This window comes from Mucilaginibacter terrenus, assembly GCF_003432065.1.
Classification (GTDB): Bacteria; Bacteroidota; Bacteroidia; order Sphingobacteriales; family Sphingobacteriaceae; genus Mucilaginibacter; species Mucilaginibacter terrenus.
Genome location: NZ_QWDE01000003.1, coordinates 295841 through 317886, shown reverse-complemented (window position 1 = coordinate 317886; position 22046 = coordinate 295841). Strand labels below are relative to the sequence as shown.

21 protein-coding genes and 1 tRNA gene are annotated in these 22046 nt (G+C 45.5%); 7 read left to right on the top strand and 15 right to left on the bottom strand.

The features are described from left to right. The 11 genes from DYU05_RS16795 to ilvD form a co-directional block, all read right to left on the bottom strand. Nucleotides 1–1167: a 2-isopropylmalate synthase gene (locus DYU05_RS16795; RefSeq protein ID WP_117384296.1), complete on the bottom strand. Its 1167-nt coding sequence runs from the start codon at nucleotides 1165–1167 to the stop codon at nucleotides 1–3. 100 nt (nucleotides 1168–1267) lie between these two features. Beyond that, nucleotides 1268–2023: a class I SAM-dependent methyltransferase gene (locus tag DYU05_RS16790; protein WP_117384295.1), complete on the bottom strand. Its 756-nt coding sequence runs from the start codon at nucleotides 2021–2023 to the stop codon at nucleotides 1268–1270. 91 nt (nucleotides 2024–2114) lie between these two features. Further along, nucleotides 2115–3185, bottom strand: coding sequence for a 3-isopropylmalate dehydrogenase (gene leuB, locus DYU05_RS16785; protein ID WP_117384294.1), 1071 nt, complete (start codon nucleotides 3183–3185; stop codon nucleotides 2115–2117). A 30-nt stretch (nucleotides 3186–3215) separates the two neighbouring features. Beyond that, a complete protein-coding gene (locus DYU05_RS16780; RefSeq protein ID WP_117384293.1) occupies nucleotides 3216–4001 on the bottom strand; it encodes a class I SAM-dependent methyltransferase in 786 nt (261 codons plus the stop codon). Between the two features lie 74 nt (nucleotides 4002–4075). After that, on the bottom strand, nucleotides 4076–4672 hold the full coding sequence (leuD, locus tag DYU05_RS16775; protein WP_117384292.1) for a 3-isopropylmalate dehydratase small subunit: 597 nt from the start codon (nucleotides 4670–4672) through the stop codon (nucleotides 4076–4078). A 72-nt stretch (nucleotides 4673–4744) separates the two neighbouring features. Continuing rightward, nucleotides 4745–5149 (bottom strand): GxxExxY protein, encoded by a 405-nt coding sequence (locus tag DYU05_RS16770; protein ID WP_117384291.1) that lies wholly within the window; start codon nucleotides 5147–5149, stop codon nucleotides 4745–4747. Between the two features lie 57 nt (nucleotides 5150–5206). Next, complete coding sequence (gene leuC, locus DYU05_RS16765) at nucleotides 5207–6622, bottom strand: 3-isopropylmalate dehydratase large subunit (protein WP_117384290.1); 1416 nt, start codon at nucleotides 6620–6622, stop codon at nucleotides 5207–5209. Between the two features lie 83 nt (nucleotides 6623–6705). Further along, nucleotides 6706–7764, bottom strand: coding sequence for a ketol-acid reductoisomerase (gene ilvC, locus DYU05_RS16760; protein WP_117384289.1), 1059 nt, complete (start codon nucleotides 7762–7764; stop codon nucleotides 6706–6708). Nucleotides 7765–7843: 79 nt separating this feature from the next. Next, nucleotides 7844–8449 (bottom strand): acetolactate synthase small subunit, encoded by a 606-nt coding sequence (ilvN, locus tag DYU05_RS16755; protein WP_117384288.1) that lies wholly within the window; start codon nucleotides 8447–8449, stop codon nucleotides 7844–7846. Nucleotides 8450–8475: 26 nt separating this feature from the next. Further along, nucleotides 8476–10224 carry a biosynthetic-type acetolactate synthase large subunit gene (gene ilvB, locus DYU05_RS16750; protein WP_117384287.1) on the bottom strand — a complete coding sequence of 583 codons (1749 nt, stop codon included), beginning with the start codon at nucleotides 10222–10224 and terminating at the stop codon, nucleotides 8476–8478. 82 nt (nucleotides 10225–10306) lie between these two features. Then, nucleotides 10307–12013, bottom strand: coding sequence for a dihydroxy-acid dehydratase (gene ilvD, locus DYU05_RS16745; protein WP_117384286.1), 1707 nt, complete (start codon nucleotides 12011–12013; stop codon nucleotides 10307–10309). Nucleotides 12014–12404: 391 nt separating this feature from the next. Between ilvD and DYU05_RS16740 the strand changes: the two genes are divergently transcribed. Continuing rightward, complete coding sequence (locus DYU05_RS16740) at nucleotides 12405–13316, top strand: DUF6263 family protein (protein ID WP_117384285.1); 912 nt, start codon at nucleotides 12405–12407, stop codon at nucleotides 13314–13316. A 61-nt stretch (nucleotides 13317–13377) separates the two neighbouring features. Here DYU05_RS16740 and atpC read toward each other — a convergent pair whose 3' ends face one another. Beyond that, nucleotides 13378–13629: an ATP synthase F1 subunit epsilon gene (gene atpC, locus DYU05_RS16735; RefSeq protein ID WP_117384284.1), complete on the bottom strand. Its 252-nt coding sequence runs from the start codon at nucleotides 13627–13629 to the stop codon at nucleotides 13378–13380. 84 nt (nucleotides 13630–13713) lie between these two features. Beyond that, nucleotides 13714–15219 (bottom strand): F0F1 ATP synthase subunit beta, encoded by a 1506-nt coding sequence (gene atpD, locus DYU05_RS16730; RefSeq protein WP_117384283.1) that lies wholly within the window; start codon nucleotides 15217–15219, stop codon nucleotides 13714–13716. Nucleotides 15220–15423: 204 nt separating this feature from the next. Here atpD and DYU05_RS16725 point away from each other — a divergent pair, with 204 nt between their 5' ends. After that, entirely contained in the window at nucleotides 15424–16647 is a 1224-nt protein-coding gene (locus DYU05_RS16725; RefSeq protein WP_117384282.1) for an OmpP1/FadL family transporter, read from the top strand. A 15-nt stretch (nucleotides 16648–16662) separates the two neighbouring features. Continuing rightward, the gene (locus tag DYU05_RS16720; RefSeq protein ID WP_117384281.1) at nucleotides 16663–17994 is read left to right on the top strand and encodes an SGNH/GDSL hydrolase family protein; all 1332 of its coding nucleotides are present in this window, start codon (nucleotides 16663–16665) and stop codon (nucleotides 17992–17994) included. 113 nt (nucleotides 17995–18107) lie between these two features. Here DYU05_RS16720 and DYU05_RS16715 read toward each other — a convergent pair whose 3' ends face one another. Then, nucleotides 18108–19094 carry an NAD(P)H-quinone oxidoreductase gene (locus tag DYU05_RS16715; protein WP_117384280.1) on the bottom strand — a complete coding sequence of 329 codons (987 nt, stop codon included), beginning with the start codon at nucleotides 19092–19094 and terminating at the stop codon, nucleotides 18108–18110. A gap of 63 nt (nucleotides 19095–19157) precedes the next feature. Here DYU05_RS16715 and DYU05_RS16710 point away from each other — a divergent pair, with 63 nt between their 5' ends. From DYU05_RS16710 to obgE, 4 genes are all read left to right on the top strand, one after another. After that, nucleotides 19158–19619: a redoxin domain-containing protein gene (locus tag DYU05_RS16710; protein WP_117384279.1), complete on the top strand. Its 462-nt coding sequence runs from the start codon at nucleotides 19158–19160 to the stop codon at nucleotides 19617–19619. Nucleotides 19620–19722: 103 nt separating this feature from the next. Next, nucleotides 19723–19796: transfer RNA gene (locus DYU05_RS16705), tRNA-Arg, on the top strand. Between the two features lie 109 nt (nucleotides 19797–19905). Next, the gene (locus DYU05_RS16700; RefSeq protein WP_117384278.1) at nucleotides 19906–20487 is read left to right on the top strand and encodes an adenylate kinase; all 582 of its coding nucleotides are present in this window, start codon (nucleotides 19906–19908) and stop codon (nucleotides 20485–20487) included. Between the two features lie 96 nt (nucleotides 20488–20583). Next, nucleotides 20584–21582 (top strand): GTPase ObgE, encoded by a 999-nt coding sequence (gene obgE, locus DYU05_RS16695; RefSeq protein ID WP_117384277.1) that lies wholly within the window; start codon nucleotides 20584–20586, stop codon nucleotides 21580–21582. On the opposite strand, the gene DYU05_RS16690 is transcribed toward obgE, so the two are convergent. Beyond that, complete coding sequence (locus DYU05_RS16690; RefSeq protein WP_117384276.1) at nucleotides 21583–22044, bottom strand: hypothetical protein; 462 nt, start codon at nucleotides 22042–22044, stop codon at nucleotides 21583–21585. It lies immediately after the preceding gene. Between the last annotated feature and the right edge of the window lie 2 nt (nucleotides 22045–22046).

Here is a 22046-nt window from a genome sequence, read left to right as displayed (position 1 = left end):
TTAGTTCTTTACCAACTTGTAGGCTACCAGTTCCTGCAAGTCGTTATCGTTTATGTCCAGCTTGTTGTCTGCCAGGGTTAAAAAGCGCTGGTAAACTTCATATAGTTCATCCTTGTCAAGCGTATGCCCAAGGCGTTCTAAATGGAACTTTAGCGCATGGCGGCCGCTGCGCGCGGTTAACACGATGCTGGCGCTTGGGAAACCAACATCTTCGGGGCGGATAATCTCGTAATTTTCCCTGTTCTTAAGAAAGCCGTCCTGGTGAATGCCCGAGCTATGCGCAAAAGCATTGCTGCCCACTATGGCTTTGTTAGGCTGTACCGGCATGCGCATCTGCGTGCTAATCATGCGGCTCATCTCGTAAAAGTTTTTGCTGTTGATGTTGGTATATAAACCAAGCGCCTGGTGCGTTTTCAGGATCATTACCACCTCTTCTATAGAAGTGTTACCGGCACGCTCGCCAATGCCGTTTATAGTGCCTTCTATCTGGCGGGCGCCATTTTGCAGCCCTGCAACAGAGTTTGCGGTAGCCAGGCCAAGGTCGTTATGGCAATGCACCGATATAATGGCTTTATCAATATTGCTTACGTTCTCTTTAAGGAACTTTATTTTGCTGCCGTATTGATCGGGCAGGCAATATCCGTTTGTATCCGGGATGTTTACTACGGTAGCACCCGCGCCAATTACAGCTTCTACCATCTGCGCCAGGAAAACTATATCAGCACGGCCGGCATCCTCAGCATAGAACTCGATATCCTCTACCGATTTCTTTGCGTACTTTACCGCCTCTACGGCGCGCTCCAGTATCTCTTCGCGTGTGCTGTTAAATTTGTGTTTAATGTGCTGATCAGACGAGCCTATGCCGGTATGTATACGCGGGCGTTTTGCATACTTAAGTGCTTCAATCGCCGCATCTATATCACCTTTGTTGGCACGGGTAAGCGCGCACACGGTCGGCTCAGATACCGCTTTGGATATTTCCACAACACTTTGGAAATCCCCGGGGCTCGATACCGGGAAACCGGCTTCAATTATATCCACGCCCAGCCTTTCCAGTTCGCGGGCTATCTCTATCTTCTCTGGGGTTGTCAGCTGGCAACCCGGTACCTGCTCGCCATCACGAAGGGTGGTGTCAAAAACGTAAACGCGGTTGGGATCGTGTAACATAACTCTCTTTTTTAGTTGTGGGGCTTGAGCGGTGGATTAACATCGCCCGCTAATTCATTTTATTTTTGAGGATGATCTTGTCACCCGGTAATCTTTAATCTTATTGTTTAACAGCAATAAACCTTAATCTCACATAATCGGCATACCATTGCCCGTTCTCATTGTAAATAGGCTCCAGCAATGCGGTAACCTCTTCCAGTAGCTGTTGCTTTTCTTCTTTTGGAACGCCAACGAGGTATAACGGCGCAAACATGCTTATCCATTTAGCCACACCCTGGTCGCCGTCCTGCAAAGGTGTTTTACGATCAAAGTGCGATGCATAAGTTACCCTGAACCCCTGTGCTTCCAGCCTCGATGTATAATCGGCAAGAGATGGAAAATACCAAATTTCGGTTTCGGCTTGTTTATGGTAACCATGCTTACGCAGTACCTGGCGGGTTGCTGCTATCAGGTGCTGTACATTACCTTTGCCGCCCATTTCTGCCACAAAGCGGCCGCCAGGTTTAAGTGAGTCGTAAACGCATTTAATGGCAGCATCGGCTTTTTTTATCCAGTGCAGCGTAGCGTTGGAAAATACGGCGTCAAACTTTTCATCGAAATGAAAATTGGTGCCGTCCGCAACTACAAAATCAACTTCAGGATAAGTTTCCTTAGCTTTTTTTATCATCTCAGGCGATGCGTCTGCACCAATCACGTTGGCACCTTGTATACGTATCTGGTCGGTAAGATAACCGGTACCGCAACCAAGGTCCAGTACACGTTCGCCCGGTTGTGCGGCCAGCAACTCCAGCACGTTCTCACCAAATTGGTAAACAAACGCGTGCTTCTGATCATATAATTCGGCGTTCCATTTCATAATAGCTCCAACCCCCTGCCCCCCTGAAGGGGGAATTTGTTTTTTATATTAAATTACCACACTCCAACTCCCCCTTCAGGGGGTCGGGGGGCTATAAGTATTCCAAAACTTTTTGGCCCATGGCCGTTGTACCCAATATTTTGCTTTTATCAGTATTTGCATCAGCAATGTCGCCGGTGCGGAAACCTTCTTTAAGTACCTTGTCAATTGCAGTGGTGATGGCCTTAGCTTCGTCCTTTAGCCCAAAACTTATCTCGAGCATTAATGCTACGGATAGGATGGAGGCCAGCGGATTTGCTTTGTCCTGCCCGGCGATATCATGTGCCGAACCGTGAATAGGTTCAAAGAAACCGGTACCATCACCTATAGATGCCGACGCCAGCATACCCATTGAACCTGCAATTTGCGATGCTTCATCAGTAAGGATATCGCCAAAAAGGTTGGCGGTAAGCACCACGTCGAACTTTTTAGGGTTCTTAACCAATTGCATGGCTGCGTTATCAATAAACATGTGCTCGGTCTCTACGTCAGGGTATTGTTTTGCTAATTCCTGCACTACCTCGCGCCATAGGCGGGAAGCTTCCAGCACGTTAGCTTTGTCTACCGAGCATAACCTTTTACCGCGAACCCTTGCTGCCTCAAAAGCTTTGGTAGCAATGCGCTCTACCTCATAACGATGATAGATCATCAGGTCCGAAGCTGTGTTCCGGTCTTCGCTGCGTTTTTTTTCACCGAAGTAAACGTCGCCTGTAAGTTCCCTAAAGAAAAGAATATCCGTTCCCTTCAGTATCTCTGGCTTTAAGCTGGATGCATCCAGCAGTTCATCAAAAAGCATGATCGGGCGCAGGTTGGCATATAGCCCAAGCTCCTTACGTATTTTTAATAATCCCTGCTCCGGGCGAACCTTTGCAGACGGATCATTATCATATTTGATATGCCCGATTGCGCCAAATAGTATAGCATCGCTGGCTTTCGCTTTTTCCAGGGTTTCGTCTGGCAGCGGACTACCGGTCGCTTCTATACCAGCATGACCCATCAACGCCTCATCGAACGTAAATTCATGGCCGTAGCTTTGGCCTATTTTCTCCAGTACGGCTTTTCCCCAGGTGGTTACTTCCGGCCCAATGCCGTCGCCCGGTATTACTAAAATGTGTTTTGTCATAAACCCCTTAATCCCCTAAAGGGGAAATTTTTATTTGTTAACTCCGCGCACTTCAGCCAATTTCATGATCATCAATTGCGCGCCTGTTTGTATCCAGTTGTTGTATTCTTCTATTGCCTGCAGCCGGTCCTCATTGCTGATGTAACCTTCGTCTACCATTTGCGTCATCTGCGCTACAGACGACCATATACCTATTTTTTTCTCGAAGTTGGCGTAGCCCCTTTGATAAAACTCAGGCGCATCTAAAAGCTCTATGGATGATAGCCCGGCTTCTTCAAAGTACCAGGGCAGGTCCATAGCAATGTGATTGTTCATGCCGGCATCACCGCGCCATCTCAAAAAGGTTGCATAAAACTTGAGCATGCTGGCGGGCGGCAGCGGTTGCCACTCCAGCGACTCATGATTATAATCTAAAACCGACAGGATGCCTCCCGGCTTTAACATACTCTTCAACTTTACCACGGCGGCTTGCGGGTCGCTTAACCATTGCAGTACCCGGGCAGCTACAATCAGGTCAAATTTTTCTTCCGGCTCATAGCTAAACAGGTCGGCGTGTATTAGCTCAAGATTATCTACATCCGCGTAAGTTTCTTTTCCGCTTTGTATAAAGTATTCCGTATTGTCTATCCCTGTAACATGCGCCACTTTAGCGGCAATGTCTTTGGAGATAGCGCCGGTACCACAGCCCACATCCAACACGCGCCAGCCCTGCTGCAATAGTGGCGGCAGGGTAGCATAGTCGGCCGTAAGGCTCCGCTCATCAAATAACTTAGCGGTTCCCTTGCCTTCGCGTTGTATGTGTTTTTGAAAGTTCATTTAACCCCCCAGCCCCCTAAAGGGGGAGCTTTTGATTGTGTACTTTTTAGTGTTAAAACCCTTCTGTTCCCCCTTTAGGGGGTTAGGGGGTTTTCGAATTGTTCTATTAGTTCTTTCTTGCTCAGAATATAATCTATATCATCGTAGCCGTTGGTCATGCAGGCTTTTTTGTAAGGGTTTACCTCAAAGCTTTCCTGATCGCCGGTGGCTACTATTTTAATAAACTGATCTACCAGGTTCACCTCAATCTCTGCATGCGGATCAAGATAGATGGCATCGAAGAGCTTTTTCAGGAACTCATCGCTTACCTGTACAGGCAGCAAGCCGTTGTTAAGGGCATTGCCTTTAAATATGTCGGCAAAAAAGCTGCTCACTACGGCATCAAAGCCATAGTCGGCCAATGCCCATGCAGCGTGCTCGCGGCTGCTGCCGCAGCCAAAGTTTTTTCCTGCAACAAGTACTTTCCCGCTATAGGTAGGATCGTTAAGAACAAAGTCCTGTTTTGGGTTGCCGTCGTTATCAAAACGCCAGTCGCGAAACAGGTTGTTGCCAAAACCTTCGCGGGTAGTGGCTTTTAAAAACCGTGCAGGGATAATCTGGTCGGTATCGATGTTCTCGATAGGCAGCGGTACCGCGCCGGTTTGTATATGTTTAAATATTTTGGTTGCCATCTGAATTTATTTTTTGTCTGGAACTCGAATTTTATTGAATTGAAGAATTACCAGAATTCTTGATCTCGTTATTTAAGCTCTTGCCAGTTTATTATTTAGTAGTCGTTTGAACTGTAGGCTGGTAGCTCCAAAGTTAATTAACAAGCCCGTTTGTATACCGTATGCTTCCAGGTAATTAATCCCTTGCGCCAAATGAACATTTTCCAGCATCAATAACGCTTTAAGTTCAACCATCACTTCGCCATCTACAAAGAAATCTACCCGGCGCGTCCCTATCTGCTCACCCCGATAATAGATAGGCATCTCCATTTCTCTCTCAAAAACAAGACCTTCTCGTGCCATTTCTATTTCAAGCGCTCTTTGATAGATTACTTCCTGAAAACCGTTACCTAAAGCAGAATGAACACGCATTGCACAGCCAATTATCTTGCTGGTGCAATCCTTAAAGTCTTCAGGTGTCCGTCTTCCCGTTTCCATTCTGCTAATTCAAGTAATTCTTTTAATTCGAGTTCAGACCAATGACGCGTGATTAGTTCAGACTAATTCCTCTTCAGACAACATCTCCCTGATATCCGTAACCACGCCCGTAATGGCGCTGGCAGCCGCGGTAAGCGGACTTGCCAGGAAGGTACGGCTATTAGGGCCCTGACGGCCTTCAAAGTTTCTGTTTGATGTTGAGATGCAATATTTGCCTGCGGGTATCTTATCCTCGTTCATGCCCAGGCAAGCACTGCAGCCCGGTTCGCGCAACGGGAAACCCGCGGACTCGAAAACTTTATCCAGGCCTTCAGCTATCGCCTGCTGCTGAACTTGTTTAGAGCCGGGTACTACCCAAACCGTAACATTGTCGGCCTTTTGTTTGCCTTTAACAAACTTGGCTACTTCGCGTAAATCTTCAATACGGGAGTTGGTACAGCTGCCGATAAATACATAATCAATCGGGTGTCCAAGCAGTTGCTCATCATCATGCAAGCCCATATAGTCCAGCGCTTTTTTGTAAGAGCCCTGTTCTTTAGCTTCGAACGATGTTGTTTCGGGCACATGCTGTGTTACGCCGATGCCCATACCCGGATTGGTACCATAGGTGATCATGGGTTCAATATCTTCAGCATTAAAGCTTAATACACTGTCAAACTCCGCATCTGCGTCGGAGTAAAGTGTTTGCCAGTAAGCAACGGCTTTGTCCCAATCTTCACCTTTCGGCGCAAATTCGCGGCCTTTAACATAGTTAACGGTGGTTTCGTCCGGAGCGATCAAGCCGCAGCGTGCACCCATTTCAATGCTCATGTTGCAGATGGTCATGCGGCCTTCCATGCTCAGGGAGCGTATGGTATCGCCGGCGTATTCAACCGCGTAACCTGTCCCACCCGCGGCAGAGATCTGCGCAATGATGTACAGGATGATATCTTTAGCGCCAACGCCTTTTTGCAGTTGGCCGTTAACTTCTATTTTCATGCGCTTAGGGCGCGACTGCAGTAAGCACTGCGTAGCCAGCACCTGTTCTACCTGCGATGTGCCGATACCAAAAGCAATAGCGCCAAAAGCGCCATGTGTTGAGGTATGGCTGTCGCCGCAAACATAAGTACCGCCCGGGCGGGTTATGCCCAGTTCGGGGCCTATAACGTGCACTATACCCTGGTAAGGGTGCCCAAGGCCATATAGCTCGATGCCAAACTCTTTACAGTTTTTGGTGAGCATATCAACCTGGTAGCGCGAAAGTTCTTCTTTAATTGGGAGGTGTTGGTCCCAGGTAGGGACGTTGTGGTCGGCCGTGGCAACGGTTTGTTTCGGCCTGAAAACCGGTAAGCCCCGCTGGCGCAAGCCGTCAAATGCCTGCGGGCTGGTTACCTCATGAATGAAATGAGTGTCGATGTATAAAACGTCGGGAAAGCCCTCAGCGCTGCTGACGACGTGCGCATCCCAAATTTTATCGAATAATGTTTTTGCCATGTTCTTACAAATTATGAAAGTAGCAGTGGCGGTTGCAGCAGCACTTAATAACTGCTACCTGAAACTACCACTGCTACTATTTATTACGCTTCTACAGCCTGGTTCTCAGGGCGTAAACTGCGTACAGTTTTGCCTGCCTGCCACATTTCGCTTTCGCGTAGTTCGCGTAATTCTTCGTTTAATTTTTCGCGGTAGTCAGACTTGCTGTTAGAGTCGATAGATTTTTGTGACTCAACACCCGTAGCTACGCTCTTGTAAAGGTCTTCAAACACTGGTTTGGTAGCATCACGGAATTTCTTCCACCAGTCCAGCGCACCACGCTGTGCAGTGGTAGAGCAGTTGGCGTACATCCAGTCCATACCGTTCTCGGCAACCAATGGCATAAGCGACTGTGTAAGTTCTTCAACGGTTTCGTTAAATGCCTCTGAAGGAGAGTGCCCGTTGGTGCGCAATACTTCGTACTGTGCAGCAAAAATACCCTGGATACAGCCCATTAAAGTACCACGCTCGCCGGTAAGGTCACTGAATACTTCTTTTTTGAAATCGGTTTCGAACAGGTAACCGCTGCCTACAGCAATACCCAAGGCAATAACGCGCTCCTGTGCTTTGCCTGTAGCATCCTGGAAAATAGCGTAGCTTGAATTTAAGCCACGGCCCTGCAGGAACATACGGCGCAATGAAGTGCCTGAACCTTTAGGGGCAACCAGGAACACATCCACATCAGCAGGAGGGACTATGCCGGTCTGCTCGTTAAAGGTAATACCAAAACCATGTGAGAAATAAAGCGCTTTACCAGGGGTAAGGTGCTTTTTAACAGTTGGCCAAAGTTCAATTTGAGCGGCATCGCTTAACAGGTAGCAGATGATGGTACCTTTTTCAAGGGCTTCTTCAATTTCAAAAAGGGTTTCGCCCGGTACAAAGCCGTCACTTACAGCTTTATCCCAGGTTTTTGAATTTTTACGCTGGCCAACAATTACGTTAATGCCGTTGTCTTTTTGATTAAGCGCCTGGCCCGGACCCTGAACGCCATAGCCAATAACGGCTACTACTTCGTCCTTCAATACTTCCTGCGCTTTTGATAAAGGGAACTCGTCGCGGGTAACTACATTTTCTTCGGTACCGCCGAAATTTAATTTTGCCATTGTTTTTGTTTTTGATTACACCCGTTAAGGTGATTTCACTAATTTATTGTGATTTATAACGTTTATTTATTTACTACGATTACATGGTAAAGACCTTCTGTCCCTGGTTAAGGTATTCGTTCTCTACTACATCCTCGCCTGGTTCAAGCCTTTCAAATTCGCGAAGTTTGCGGTTAAAACCGTCGCTTTGTTTAATGATAGCTACACGTGCGCTGCGTACAAATTCTATAAGACCATAAGGCTGCAGGATCTTGATCAGGTTATCTGTTTCTTCGCGATGACCCGTTGCCTCAAATACGGTATAGTCTTTACGGATAACCACAGCACGTGCACCATTCTCGCGCAGTAAACGCTCTACGCTGATTTTTTCAGCAATAACATCTGTAGACATTTTGTAGAGCGCCAGCTCCTGCCAAACCACGTCATCATTGGTGTGGTAATACACTTTAAGTACCTCTACCTGTTTTTCTATCTGGCGGGTAAGCTTACGTACTACCTCTTCGCTTTCGTTTATTACAATGTTAAAGCGGTGGATACTTTCTATCTCTGATGGTGAGGTATTAAGGCTATCAATATTAATCTTGCGGCGAGTAAATATAATTGCAATGCGGCTAAGCAAACCTATTTGGTTCTCGGTATAAACCGTGATATTAAACTCCTGCTTTTGGTTCTCTAATGTTTCCATTTTTAAGTTTTATTCCCGTCAGGGTATTACTTTAACCTTATTTCTGCTACACTGCATCCCTGTGGTACCATCGGGAACACGTTGTTTTCTTTTCGTACCATAACTTCCAGCAGGTACGAGCCGTTATGCTCCAGCATTTCTTTCAACGATGAAGAAAGGTTTGCACGGTCATCTATTGATTTGCCTGCAATGCCATACCCCTTAGCAACGGTAACAAAGTCGGGGCTTTGGATATCCACGAACGAATAGCGACGCTCGTTGAAAAGTTCCTGCCACTGGCGCACCATGCCCAGGAAGCGGTTATTGAGAATGATAATTTTTACGTTGATGCCGCTTTGCATGATGGTGCCCAGTTCCTGTAAGGTCATCTGGAAACCGCCATCGCCTATAATGGCGACCACATCGCGGTCCTGTGCGCCAAACTTGGCACCAATAGCAGCAGGAAGGGCAAAGCCCATCGTGCCTAAGCCACCGCTGGTCACATTACTGCGGGTGTTGTTGAGCCTGGCGTAACGGCAGGCCACCATCTGGTGCTGGCCAACGTCGCTTACGATAATAGCCTCACCACCGGTGAGATCATTAAGGTGCTTAATTACCTCGCCCATGGTCATTTCGCCATCGCCGGGGTTTAACTCGTCAAATATTACGGCTTCAATTTCTTTATCAGCAAACTCTTTGAATTTATTTACCCATTCGGTATGCTGTTTAGCTTCTACCAGTTGGGTTAACAACGGTAAGGTTTCTTTGCAGTCGCCCCATACAGGTACGGTGCTTACTACATTTTTGTCAATCTCCGCCGGATCTATATCCAAATGAATCACCTTAGCCTGCTTAGCATACTTGTCCAGCCGGCCGGTTACGCGGTCGTCAAAACGCATGCCTATCGCAATAAGTACATCGCACTCGTTAGTAAGCACATTAGGACCGTAATTGCCGTGCATGCCCAGCATGCCTACATTAAGTTCATGATCTGTAGGGATAGCACCCGCGCCTAGTATTGTCCATGCAGCAGGGATGCCGCTCTTTTCTATGAATGTTTTAAACTCCTGTTCCGCACTGCCCAATATCACGCCCTGACCCCATAGAACAAATGGCTTTTTAGCCTGGTTAATAAGCTCTGCTGCCTGCTGGATGTATTGAGACCTAACGATAGGTTTTGGCCTGTAGCTGCGTATATGCTTGCAAGGCGTGTAACCCTGGTAGTCGAATTTCTGAATCTGAGCGTTCTTAGTTATGTCGATAAGCACAGGCCCCGGACGTCCGCTTTTAGCGATGTAGAAGGCTTTAGCAATAACTTCAGGAATCTCGTTAGCATCTGTAACCTGGTAATTCCATTTAGTTACCGGTGTGGTTATATTAATTACATCTGTCTCCTGGAAAGCATCGGTACCTAACAGGTGTGCAAATACCTGCCCGGTAATACATACCAGCGGTGTGCTATCTATCTGCGCATCTGCAAGGCCGGTAACCAGGTTGGTTGCACCCGGGCCGCTGGTTGCAAATACCACACCCACTTTGCCGGAAGTACGCGCATAACCTTGGCCTGCATGTATGCCGCCCTGTTCATGGCGTACCAGTATGTGGTTAAGTTTTTCCTTATAGTCATACAACGCGTCGTAAATAGGCATAATAGCGCCACCTGGATAGCCAAAAATAGTATCCACGCCTTCCACAATCAGTGCTTCCAGTAAAGCTACTGAACCTGATACTTGTGTTACCGGTACCGTTGCTGGCTGAACTGCAACTGCACCTATCTCTTGCTGTGCTACTTCCATTGGATTAATAATTATGGCTACTGTATTTCACCGGTATAATTGTATTTGGGTGTTTTGTCTGTTTTATTAAGTAAGGCAGTGTTTATTCGTCGGTTACACAACCTTCTGCCGCGTTAGTAACGGTTTTGGCATACCGGTATAGCAAACCTTTGCTTACCTTAAGCGGTGGTTGCTGCCATGCTGCCTTACGGGACGCCATTTCTTCGTCGCTTATCATCAAATTGATGGTGCGGTTAACAGCATCTATCAGGATGCGGTCCTCGTCTTTTACAAGTGCTATAGCACCGCCGTCGTAAGCTTCCGGTGTGATGTGGCCAACCACAAAGCCGTGTGTACCACCGCTAAAGCGTCCATCAGTGATCAATGCTACCGAACTACCCAGGCCTGCACCGAATATGGCCGAAGTTGGCTTTAGCATTTCGGGCATACCAGGGGCACCTTTAGGCCCAACATTGCGGATTACTACAACGTCGCCTTGTTTAACGCGACCGCTCTGTATCCCGGCAATCAGTTCAAACTCGCCGTCAAACACGCGGGCAGGGCCTTCAAAGCGCTCACCTTCTTTACCGGTGATCTTGGCTACGCTACCACCTTCGGCAATGTTGCCATATAATATTTGCAAGTGGCCTGTAGCTTTAATCGGCTTCTCTACAGGCAATATGATTTTTTGTGTTTCGAAGTCCAGTTCTGGTACTTCTGCAAGGTTCTCTGCAATGGTTTTACCGGTTACGGTAAGGCAATCTCCATGCAGCCAACCCTGTTGCAGGCAGTACTTCATCACGGCCGGAACACCACCTACATTGTGCAGGTCTTCCATCATATATTTGCCGCTTGGCTTCATGTCAGCCAACAACGGTATGCGGTTACTTACTTCCTGAAAATCGTCCTGGGTAAGTTTTACGCCTATGCTTTTAGCCATAGCAATAAGGTGCAGCACGGCGTTTGTAGATCCGCCCAGTACCATAATTATCACCATAGCGTTTTCAAACGCGTCACGCGTCATGATGTCCGACGGCTTGATGTCGCGCTCCAGCAATATCTTTATAGCCTTACCTGCTGCCAGGCACTCGGCTTTTTTTGCTTCACTTAATGCAGGGTTTGAAGAGGAGTAAGGCAAGCTCATACCCAATGCTTCAATAGCCGCCGCCATAGTATTTGCAGTGTAAACACCACCGCAAGCACCGGCGCTGGGGCAAGCATTTTTAATAACACCCATAAAATCGATGTCATCAATCTGTCCGGCTATTTTTTTACCCAGCGCTTCAAAGGCTGATACAATGTTAAGGTCTTCACCTTTCCAATGGCCCGGCTTAATAGTACCGCCATACACCATTATAGATGGGCGGTTTAATCGGCCCATTGCCATTACCGACCCGGGCATGTTCTTATCACAGCCGGGGAGAGCTATCAGTCCGTCATAATATTGTGCGCCCACAACCGCTTCTATCGAGTCTGCAATAATATCGCGGCTCACCAGCGAGTAACGCATACCTTCCGTGCCATTGCTCATGCCATCGCTTACGCCAATGGTATGGAAAATTAGACCCACAAGATCTTCATCCCATACCCCTTGTTTTACCAACTGGGCAAGATCATTAAGGTGCATGTTGCAGGTGTTACCATCGTATCCCATGCTCACTACACCTACCTGTGCTTTCTTCATATCATCGTCCGTTAAGCCGATGCCGTAAAGCATGGCCTGAGCGGCCGGTTGGGTAGGGTCTTGTGTAAAAGTTTTGCTGTACTTATTTAATTCTACAGCCGACGAGGTATCTGATGATGAACTCATTTTTTGTATAGTTACGATCTGCGTAAACTGATAAACTTGTTAAATATTAAGGTTCAATTGTGTATTTGTAAGGTAGGTATAGCCATTTCGAATAGCAATACGCTAAAACAAAAAAGTGAAATAAGAATTAAGTTTTTTATAATATATTTATTTAGTTTATAATTCTTTTAAATCGGTATTTAACAAAATTAAATATTTTACACCTTATACCAAAGTTTAAAACGGTATTCGGTATAATTTTTATGCATGCATAGCAACATGCCAAAATTCTGCGTGAAATGGAGCCGGTTGAGAAAAATTTTTCGCGTTTCAGAAAAAAATTCGCATTAGGGTGTTTAGCTGATTTCAGACGTTAAAAGAAAATCCCATCTTAGACAAGCTTATTATAATAATGAAGATATACCTAACCTTTGTATTACTATTTACTGCCGTTTGCGTAAACGGACAGCAAGCTCGACTTACTCTGCGACTGAAAAAAGATAGTGTTTATTATCTTAACACAAATGTTGCAATGACAACAAACCAGTATTTTCCGGGAAAAAAAACAATGGCAGGGGTGCAAATATCTTCGCTTTCATCTCACAAAGTAACTGATGTACTAGATACCGCCTACCGGTTGGAGGTTCAGTTCGAACGACTATCCGTTAAGATAAATATAGACGGTTTGATTTTAAACGAAATGCCAGACATGAGCGGAACACTTACAGAACTAGCGTCATTAATGAAGCACAAGGTTTTTCACATTGTAGTTAGTCGATATGGCAGTTTGATGGCAGTGGAAGATGCTGATAAACTATTTAATTCATCCTTTGATAGTGTTTCTAATTTGAGTGATCAGAAAAAACTGCAACTACTAACAGCTGTACGTAGCTTGTTTGATAAACGTGTTATAAGGAACACGTATTTTGACGCTTTTACATTAGTACCTAAGGATGCTGTAGATTTAAATTACTCCTGGACAGTTAACCAGAATTTAGAATCGAGCGTCCGGGCGACAATGGATACAAAATACTTTTTATCAGCAGTCAATAATAATGTATGTGTAATTACTGGTGAGGGTACTTTAAGAGCAGGACCCTCACCGGATTACCGGAGTTCAAATGGCTTGATGATGCGAATGATTGATGTAGGTGGAACCATTAAAAAGAAAATCGTAATAAATTCAAATACCGGATGGCCTGTAAATATAAGCGTAGTAAGAAACCTTAAAGCAACAGGAGATATAAAAGACTGTCCACAATTTCCAGGCGGGCTTAAGTTCCCTGTTGAAATGTTGTTTAACATATCAAGTAGTACTAGATAGTTTTACAAACAAAAACGCCCGGGCATATGCCCAGGCGTTTCAATATCTAAGCGTCTGTCTCTTACTTGTGGGTGATACCCTCAGCAAGCACAGTTACTTTGTTGTTTACAGCTTCTACTACACCACCTTTTATAAAAAAGATATCCTCTTGCTTTGTCTTGGTTCTGATAGTTAGCTTGCCATCATTTAAAGTTGAAATGATAGGAGCGTGGTTATCTAATATTTCGAATGAACCTAAAGCACCCGGCAACACAACGGAAGCTGCTTCGCCTTCGAATACTTTTTTATCAGGAGTAAGAATTTCTAATGTCATATCTGGTCAGATTCAAGAATCAAGACCTAAGAGTTTGGACAACCGCCCGCTATCTTAATTCTTGATTCTTATTTCTTGATTCTACTAGTTATTAGCTTCAGCTAACAGTTTCTTGCCTTTTTCAATCGCGTCCTCAATGCTGCCTACAAGGTTGAAGGCTGCTTCAGGATACTCGTCAACTTCACCATCCATGATCATATTGAAACCTTTGATGGTCTCTTTAATGTCAACCAATACGCCTTTTAAACCGGTGAACTGCTCGGCAACGTGGAACGGTTGTGACAAGAAACGCTGTACACGACGGGCGCGGGATACAACCAACTTATCTTCTTCGGAAAGCTCGTCCATACCTAAGATGGCGATGATATCCTGAAGTTCTTTGTAACGTTGAAGGGTTTCTTTAACACGTTGAGCAGTATTGTAATGCTCATCGCCAAGTACCTGTGCGCTCAGGATACGTGAGGTTGAATCCAGAGGGTCAACCGCAGGGTATATACCAAGCTCGGCAATTTTACGTGAAAGTACCGTAGTAGCATCTAAGTGGGCAAAAGTTGTTGCCGGTGCAGGGTCGGTCAAGTCATCCGCAGGTACGTAAACGGCCTGTACAGATGTAATTGAACCACGTTTTGTTGACGTGATACGTTCCTGCATGGTACCCATTTCAGTTGCCAGTGTTGGCTGGTAACCTACCGCTGATGGCATACGGCCAAGAAGTGCTGATACTTCTGAACCTGCCTGGGTAAAGCGGAAAATATTGTCGATAAAGAATAATATATCGCGGCCTTTGCCTTCTTCATCACCATCGCGGAAGTACTCAGCAATGGTCAAACCTGATAATGCCACACGTGCACGTGCACCCGGCGGCTCATTCATCTGGCCGAAAACGAAGGTTGCTTTAGATTCTTTTAATTGTTCCTGGTCTATTTTTGAAAGGTCCCAGCCGCCTTCTTCCATTGAATGCATGAAAGCGTCGCCATATTTAATAATGCCTGATTCAAGCATCTCACGAAGTAAGTCGTTACCTTCACGGGTACGCTCACCTACACCGGCAAATACTGATAAACCTGCATAAGCTTTCGCGATGTTGTTGATAAGCTCCTGGATCAATACGGTTTTACCTACACCGGCACCACCAAACAATCCAATTTTACCACCTTTAGCGTAAGGCTCTAAAAGGTCAATAACTTTAATACCTGTAAACAATACCTCTGTCTCGGTAGAAAGATCTTCGAAACGTGGAGGAGTTGCGTGGATAGGGCGACCATTGGTCTTATCAAGATCAGGGATACCGTCGATCGCATCACCAACTACGTTAAACACGCGGCCTTTGATGTTATCACCGATTGGCATTTTGATAGCCGCTTCGGTATCTAAAACTTTCATACCGCGCAATAAGCCGTCGGTAGAGTCCATTGCTATAGCACGCACACGGTCTTCACCTAAGTGTTGCTGTACTTCTAAAACAATTTTTTGTCCGTTGTCCTTAGTGATCTCTAACGCATCATAAATCTTAGGAAGATGTGCGTCATCAGCAAAACTTACGTCAACTACCGGACCAATGATCCTTGATATTTTTCCAATGTTTGGCATATATTACCTGGTATTTAAAGAATTTTAAATGAAACAGATACCTTCCTTACAAAACGGTACTATTTCAGAGGCGCAAAGTTAGGTTTTATAACCAAATATTTACATACTTAAGGTAAGATTTTTCACAACGAATATTATAAAACATTTTTAGTAAGTTTGGTGCCCAATTATAAATTTAAAATTAGATACTTAAACTTACAGTTAATGAAAAAACTATTACTACTGTTAATGTGGTGTAGCCCTGTATCTGCTTTCGCGCAAGGTTTCCAGGTGAACCTTGGTGGCCAAAAACAGATTGCCATGGGCCACACCGGTACTGGCTTGTTGCAGGATGGAGCCTCGGTATTCTTTAACCCTGGTGCGGTGGCTATGCTTCCATCAAACTCCGTACAGGCCGGCATTAGCCCGCTGTGGTTTAAATCAACTTTTAATCCAACAGGTTCAAACGCCCAATACTCTGTTAAAAACAGGGTAGCGACGCCATTTAATGCTTACGCCATTTGGGGACCAAAATCTGCAGCATGGAAACTTGGACTTGGTGTATATACTCCTTTTGGCGGGTTAACCGATTGGGGACACGAGTGGACAGGCAGGTACGCGCTGGAAAGCCTTGACCTGAAAGCGATATTTATACAGCCTACTATAAGCGTAAAGCTTGCAGATTTCCTGAGCATTGGCGCGGGTTTTGTTTACAACCACGCTTCTGTTGATCTGCAGCGTGCTATACCTCTTGCCGACGCGAATGGCAACCCCGGCCAGGCACGACTAAACGGAACCGGTAAAGGTTACGGGTGGAATGCCGGCGTGTTCTTCAAAACAGAATCGGGTGTTAACGTTGGGGTAAGCTACCGTTCTAAAGTTAAGACCAATATTGATAAAGGCGATGCAATATTTACTGTGCCATCTTCTTTACAGACCAGTTTCCCACAGCCAAATACATTCTCTTCGGGTATTCCGCTGCCCGCGACACTTTCTTTGGGATTAGGCTATCCGGTTAGCAAAAAATGGCTGGTAGCATTTGATGCCAACCTTGTAGGCTGGAGCTCGTACAAAGCCCTGGCTTTTGATTATGCCACCAATACAACCAACTTGCAGGATACTTACTCGCCACGCAACTACAAGAATGCTTATGCATTAAGGGCCGGTGCCGAATACAAGGGTATAGAAAAGGTGGCGCTGCGCTTTGGTGGAGGCTACGCTTCCACAGCGGTACGAGATGGTTACGTAACACCAGAAGTACCTGACGCAAACAGGTGGTATGCTACTGCCGGCGTTGGCGCAAAGCTAACCAAACAGCTTGATCTGGATTTCTCGTTCGAATATGAGCATTTGTACAAGCGTACGCAAACCAACATCGAGACACAGCTTTCGGGCACGTTCCAAAGCAATGTTTACATCCCTGGTATATCACTTACTTACCACTGGTAACTATCATTTAATCACATGAGATCGTTAAAACAATACTTATATATATCCGCGGGTTTGCTTGCGTTAGCATCGTGCAAGCCCGAAATACAAACTGCTCCCGTAACAAAAGGCAGTGCTGATTTTACAAGGTACATTGCCGTTGGTAACTCGTTAACCGCAGGCTTTGCTGATGGCGGCCTTTACCTGGAAGGGCAAATGAATTCGTACCCGAGCATTATTGCCAAGCAAATGCAGCAGGCGGGTGGCGGGGAATTTACACAGCCGCTGTTCAACGCTGATCAGTCTAATGGATCGGGATACCTCAAGCTCTCCGGATTTACTGCAACCGGCACGCCGATAACCACGCAGGTTAATACTAATTTGGCAGTAAGAGGCCAGGCAACTATTCCGGGTTTCGGTAACGTAATACTTTACACCAAATATGCCGGTGAAATTAACAACTATGGTGTACCGGGCATTAAGCTGCAGCAGATTACCTATGCGCCTTATGGCAACCTGAACGGATACTTTGAAAGGCTGCTTCCGGGCAACGCGGGTACTAACAACACTACGTACCTGGATTTTGTAACAGCCAAGCCGTTTACCTTTTTTACAAACTGGTTGGGTAATAATGATGCCTTAGGTTACGCGACAGCCGGCGGCGCAAGCGATGCGTTAACAGATAAAGACCAGTTCAGTGGTTTGTATAATTTAACAATAGCAAAACTAACCGCATCGGGAGCAAAGGGGGCAGTTGCTACTATACCCGATGTTACTTCTATTCCATATTTTAACACAGTTACTATTGATGCAATTTTAGCTGCTGTAAAGGCGGCTAACCCCAGCGTAACCACTTTGTACGTGAATGCGCGCCAGACAGCTACACCGCCCGCCGCCTCGTACCAGGCACGCCCTGCAACAGCTGCAGATTTGGTTGTACTCACCTTTGATACAAAAAAGATAGGTCAGCCCGTAAGTACTCCATTTGGTAATCTGCCGTACGGTTTAACCCAATTTACTCCTATAGAGAACCAGTATGTATTAGATGCCAACGAAGCTACCCTTGTTAAAGATTACGTCACATCTTATAACACCACTATAAAAGCAGCAGCTGCTGCAAAAGGATTAGCAGTATTCGACGCATACACCTTCCTTAATAATCTTAAAGCAAACGGAATGATTGTGGATGGGGTAAACGTAAATTCTAACTACATCAGTGGTGGGATATTTTCGCTTGATGGCGTGCACCTTACTCCAAGAGGTTATGCTATTGTGGCAAACGAATTTATAAAGGCAATAAACAAGCAATATGGCTCAACCATACCACTTGCAAGTGTTTCTGCTTACAACGGTGTGAAGTTCCCGTAATTAGCTTGCCGCTTACAGTTTGCAGTGGGTAACTAGCAATACCTACTGCAAACATGTTTATAAATAACGCTTTTTCTTTTTAAAATATCGACCTAGTCCAGCACTCAGAGCTGTCAACCACCCATTGTTAAAACAATCTTTCCCATGTGGTCGCCACTTTCCATTAACTCGTGAGCTTTAGCAGCTTCGTTAAACGAGAAAGTTTTGTAGATCACCGGCTTTATTTGTCCGTTAGCAATCAAGGGCCAGATCTTTTCCTCCAGCTGTCTGGCTATTGCTGCTTTAAACGTCACTTCCCGTGATCGTAGCGTTGATCCGGTTATGTACAATCTCTTACGCATTACAACCGATAGGTCGATATTTACATCTTTCCCTTTCATTGCGTTAATCATTACCAACCTACCGTCCGTTGCAAGCGATTGGATGTTCAGTGGCATGTAGTCACCACCAATCATATCCAGTATTACGTCTACGCCTTTATTATCTGTAAGGGTGGCTATAACTTCTGCAAAGCTCTCGTTATTGTAGTTGATGGCTTTATTTGCAGCAAGCTGCTCGCAAAACCTGCACTTTTCATCGCTTCCTGCAGTAGTGTAAACATAATTGCCAAGAGCTTTAGCCATCTGGATTGCCGTTACACCTATGCCACTACTGCCTCCGTGTACAAGCAGGCTTTCACCCGGCTGCAGTTTTCCCCGGTCAAATACGTTGCTCCAAACTGTAAAAAATGTTTCGGGCAGAGATGCAGCTTGTTCGTAAGATAATCCATCCGGAACAGGCAGGCACTGATCCGCAGGTACGGTGCAGTATTCAGCATAGGCCCCACCTGCTACCAAAGCGCAAATCTTATCTCCCGGTTTCCATCGGGTAACCGCAATTCCAACTTTTTCGACAACTCCAGCTAACTCAAGTCCCGGAATGTCTGCTGATGCACCTGGCGGTGGCGGGTAGTTGCCTTTACGTTGAAATACATCCGGCCGGTTAATGCCTGCTGCCATAATCCGCACCAGCACCTCGTCATCAGCAAAAATCGGCACCGGTCTTTCAGCAGATTGTAAAACTTCAGGTCCGCCGGGCTGGGTAATAACAATGGCTTTCATAACGCTTAAGATAACCCATTTTAATTATATAAGTTTGCGTCTACAAATTCAAACAAACCACATATGTCAGTACAAGCCGGCCAGTCTGCTCCCCAGTTTACCCTTACTTCATCAGATTTGAAAGAAGTTTCTCTCAATGATTTTAAAGGCAAGAAAGTTGTTGTTCATTTCTTTCCTCTCGCGTTCACCGGTGTTTGCACCACACAGCTTTGTACCATGCGTGATAGCTTTGGCTACTATGACGGATTGAACGCGCAGATCTTAGGTATCTCTGTAGATTCACCATTTACCCTGGCTAAGTTTAAAGAAGAGAACGGTTATCAGTTCCCGCTGTTGTCAGATTTTAATAAAGAGGCCTCTGCTGCTTACGGAGCATTGTACGAGACTTTTGCTTTCGGAATGAAAGGAGTGTCTAAACGGGCGGCGTTTGTTATAGATGAAGAGCAAAATGTAGTGTATGCAGAAGTGCTGGAGAACGCCGGAGATTTACCTGATTTTGCAGCGATTGCAGAAAAAGTAAAGTAATTTTAAAAAAGTTTGGAGGCTTTGCAAAAGAATTCTATTTTTGCAGTCCGTTAAAAAACGGTGCATTTGCCGGTAAGTGGCAAATTAAGCTTTAATATAAATCGCACTTGTAGCTCAATTGGATAGAGCATCTCACTACGGATGAGAAGGTTTGGGGTTCGAATCCCTACAAGTGCACTTTTTCAACCCACGCAGCAGAGGTCTTACATACTGCTAAGTGACCAAAAAAATTAAGCCTCTGAGTATTGTTCCCAAAGGCTTTTTTAATTTTTAATCACATTACTGGATGCTCAACTTAGTACTGTTTGGTCCCCCCGGAGCAGGGAAGGGTACACAATCACAAAAGCTTATCGAAAAATTCGGGCTAATTCACCTCTCAACAGGCGACTTGTTGCGTAACGAGATCAGCCAGGGAACAGAATTGGGTTTAGAAGCCAAGAAACTGATGGATGACGGTAAGTTAGTACCGGATGCTGTGGTTATTGGCATGATAAGCAATAAACTTGAAGCAAATAAAGATGCCAAAGGGTTTATTTTTGACGGTTTTCCCCGCACGGTAGCACAGGCAGAGGCACTTGACAGTTTATTGGAGTCCAAGAATTCATCAATATCCGGTATGATAGCGCTGGAAGTGACTGATGATGAATTAGAGCACCGGTTACTGCTACGAGGTGAGAGTTCAGGCCGGCCGGATGATGCTAACCCGGAAGTTATCCGCAAGCGCATTAAAGAATACAATGATAAAACTGCCCCGGTGGCAGGTTTTTACAAAAACCAAAGCAAGTTCGAAAGCATTAATGGTATAGGTACGATTGACGAGATATTCGACCAGATTGTATCCATTATATCATCGTGGTCAGAACAGTAAAACATACGTAAGTAGAATTTGTAAAGTCCGAAAGTAAGGAGCATTATTCCTTGCTTCCGGACTTTACTGACTTTCGGGCTTACTGAATTAAATAATATGTCCCAAGGATCGAATTTTGTTGATTATGTGAAGATATGCTGCCGCTCCGGACACGGAGGCGCTGGCTCATCGCACTTGCACCGCGATAAATTTACATCTACAGGTGGCCCCGATGGTGGCGACGGTGGCCGCGGCGGGCACGTAATTGTAAAAGGGAATGCCCAGTTGTGGACTATGCTGCACCTAAAATATCGTAAGCACGTTATTGCGGGGGATGGCGATCCGGGAGGTAGTTCGTTAAGTACAGGTAAGACTGGTCGTGACGAGATACTGGAAGTGCCCTTAGGAACCATAGCCCGCGATGCAGAAACGGGGGAGGTACTGTTTGAAATAACAAAAGACGGCGAGACTAAAATACTTACCGAAGGTGGTAGAGGAGGTTTGGGCAACTGGCACTTTAAAACGGCTACCCGGCAAACTCCTAGATTTGCGCAACCTGGCGAGAGCGGGCGTGAAAAATGGAACGTACTGGAGTTAAAAATATTGGCTGACGTGGGTTTGGTTGGTTTTCCAAACGCAGGTAAATCAACATTGCTTTCGGTTATCTCTGCAGCCAAGCCGGAGATTGCAGACTATGCCTTTACCACGCTGGTGCCAAATCTTGGCATTGTATCTTACCGCGGTAACAAGTCATTTGTGATGGCGGATATTCCAGGCATTATAGAGGGAGCCTCACAAGGGAAAGGGCTGGGTATACGTTTCCTTCGTCATATAGAGCGAAATTCCGTTTTACTGTTTATGGTGCCGGCCGACACTGGTAGAACCATAAAGGAAGAGTACGAAATACTGTTGCACGAATTAAACGAGTATAACCCGGAACTGATGCATAAGCCACGCGTGCTTGCCATAACCAAATCGGACATGCTGGATGAGGAGTTGCAGACAGAGATGAAGAGGGACGTACCTGAAGGAATGTCTTACGTGTTTATTTCTTCTGTGGCGCAAAAGAACATCAACGAGTTAAAAGACCTGCTCTGGCGGGCCATAAACCAGTAATTACCGCGGCTGATTGGAATAATAAAGCACGTAGTTGTTGCTGAGCTCCTTTAGTTTAAAACCTTTATAGCCTGGGAAGCATTTCATAATTACAGATGCGCGAACACCTACATAGTAGGATGGGAGCAGTATGTATATAGGCCCCATAAAGCCTTTATGAACAGCCTTGTCAAAATCTAGACTCAGATCAAGGTTAAGCGGCTTCATGTGTATAACCTTATTTTTCAAGTTATTAAACTGCGGGTAATCTTTGGTGAAAACAAACACCGCGTTTGTATTTGCATTATCAAGTAAAGCAATTTCATGGATGCTAGCTGCATCTGCCGTTCTGCCTTTTTCACGTGGGTCTTCCAAGTGCTTAGGTCGGTTCTTAGTTATAATAAATATTCCTGCCAACATTATCATCCCGAAGATTATAGCTAGGTAGATGAGTTTACTCGATGACTTGCTTAATGTTACCATAG

Coding starts and splice junctions, on each gene's coding strand:
- ilvC (WP_117384289.1), bottom strand. CDS start 7,764: ATGGCAAAATTAAATTTCGGCGGTACCGAAGAAAATGTAGTTACCCGC.
- DYU05_RS16770 (WP_117384291.1), bottom strand. CDS start 5,149: ATGGAAACGGGAAGACGGACACCTGAAGACTTTAAGGATTGCACCAGC.
- ilvB (WP_117384287.1), bottom strand. CDS start 10,224: ATGGAAGTAGCACAGCAAGAGATAGGTGCAGTTGCAGTTCAGCCAGCA.
- leuC (WP_117384290.1), bottom strand. CDS start 6,622: ATGGCAAAAACATTATTCGATAAAATTTGGGATGCGCACGTCGTCAGC.
- DYU05_RS16710 (WP_117384279.1), top strand. CDS start 19,158: ATGTCAGTACAAGCCGGCCAGTCTGCTCCCCAGTTTACCCTTACTTCA.
- leuB (WP_117384294.1), bottom strand. CDS start 3,185: ATGACAAAACACATTTTAGTAATACCGGGCGACGGCATTGGGCCGGAA.
- ilvN (WP_117384288.1), bottom strand. CDS start 8,449: ATGGAAACATTAGAGAACCAAAAGCAGGAGTTTAATATCACGGTTTAT.
- DYU05_RS16700 (WP_117384278.1), top strand. CDS start 19,906: ATGCTCAACTTAGTACTGTTTGGTCCCCCCGGAGCAGGGAAGGGTACA.
- DYU05_RS16725 (WP_117384282.1), top strand. CDS start 15,424: ATGAAAAAACTATTACTACTGTTAATGTGGTGTAGCCCTGTATCTGCT.
- DYU05_RS16780 (WP_117384293.1), bottom strand. CDS start 4,001: ATGAACTTTCAAAAACACATACAACGCGAAGGCAAGGGAACCGCTAAG.
- DYU05_RS16715 (WP_117384280.1), bottom strand. CDS start 19,094: ATGAAAGCCATTGTTATTACCCAGCCCGGCGGACCTGAAGTTTTACAA.
- DYU05_RS16790 (WP_117384295.1), bottom strand. CDS start 2,023: ATGAAATGGAACGCCGAATTATATGATCAGAAGCACGCGTTTGTTTAC.
- DYU05_RS16720 (WP_117384281.1), top strand. CDS start 16,663: ATGAGATCGTTAAAACAATACTTATATATATCCGCGGGTTTGCTTGCG.
- leuD (WP_117384292.1), bottom strand. CDS start 4,672: ATGGCAACCAAAATATTTAAACATATACAAACCGGCGCGGTACCGCTG.
- ilvD (WP_117384286.1), bottom strand. CDS start 12,013: ATGAGTTCATCATCAGATACCTCGTCGGCTGTAGAATTAAATAAGTAC.
- obgE (WP_117384277.1), top strand. CDS start 20,584: ATGTCCCAAGGATCGAATTTTGTTGATTATGTGAAGATATGCTGCCGC.
- DYU05_RS16795 (WP_117384296.1), bottom strand. CDS start 1,167: ATGTTACACGATCCCAACCGCGTTTACGTTTTTGACACCACCCTTCGT.
- DYU05_RS16690 (WP_117384276.1), bottom strand. CDS start 22,044: ATGGTAACATTAAGCAAGTCATCGAGTAAACTCATCTACCTAGCTATA.
- atpD (WP_117384283.1), bottom strand. CDS start 15,219: ATGCCAAACATTGGAAAAATATCAAGGATCATTGGTCCGGTAGTTGAC.
- DYU05_RS16740 (WP_117384285.1), top strand. CDS start 12,405: ATGAAGATATACCTAACCTTTGTATTACTATTTACTGCCGTTTGCGTA.
- atpC (WP_117384284.1), bottom strand. CDS start 13,629: ATGACATTAGAAATTCTTACTCCTGATAAAAAAGTATTCGAAGGCGAA.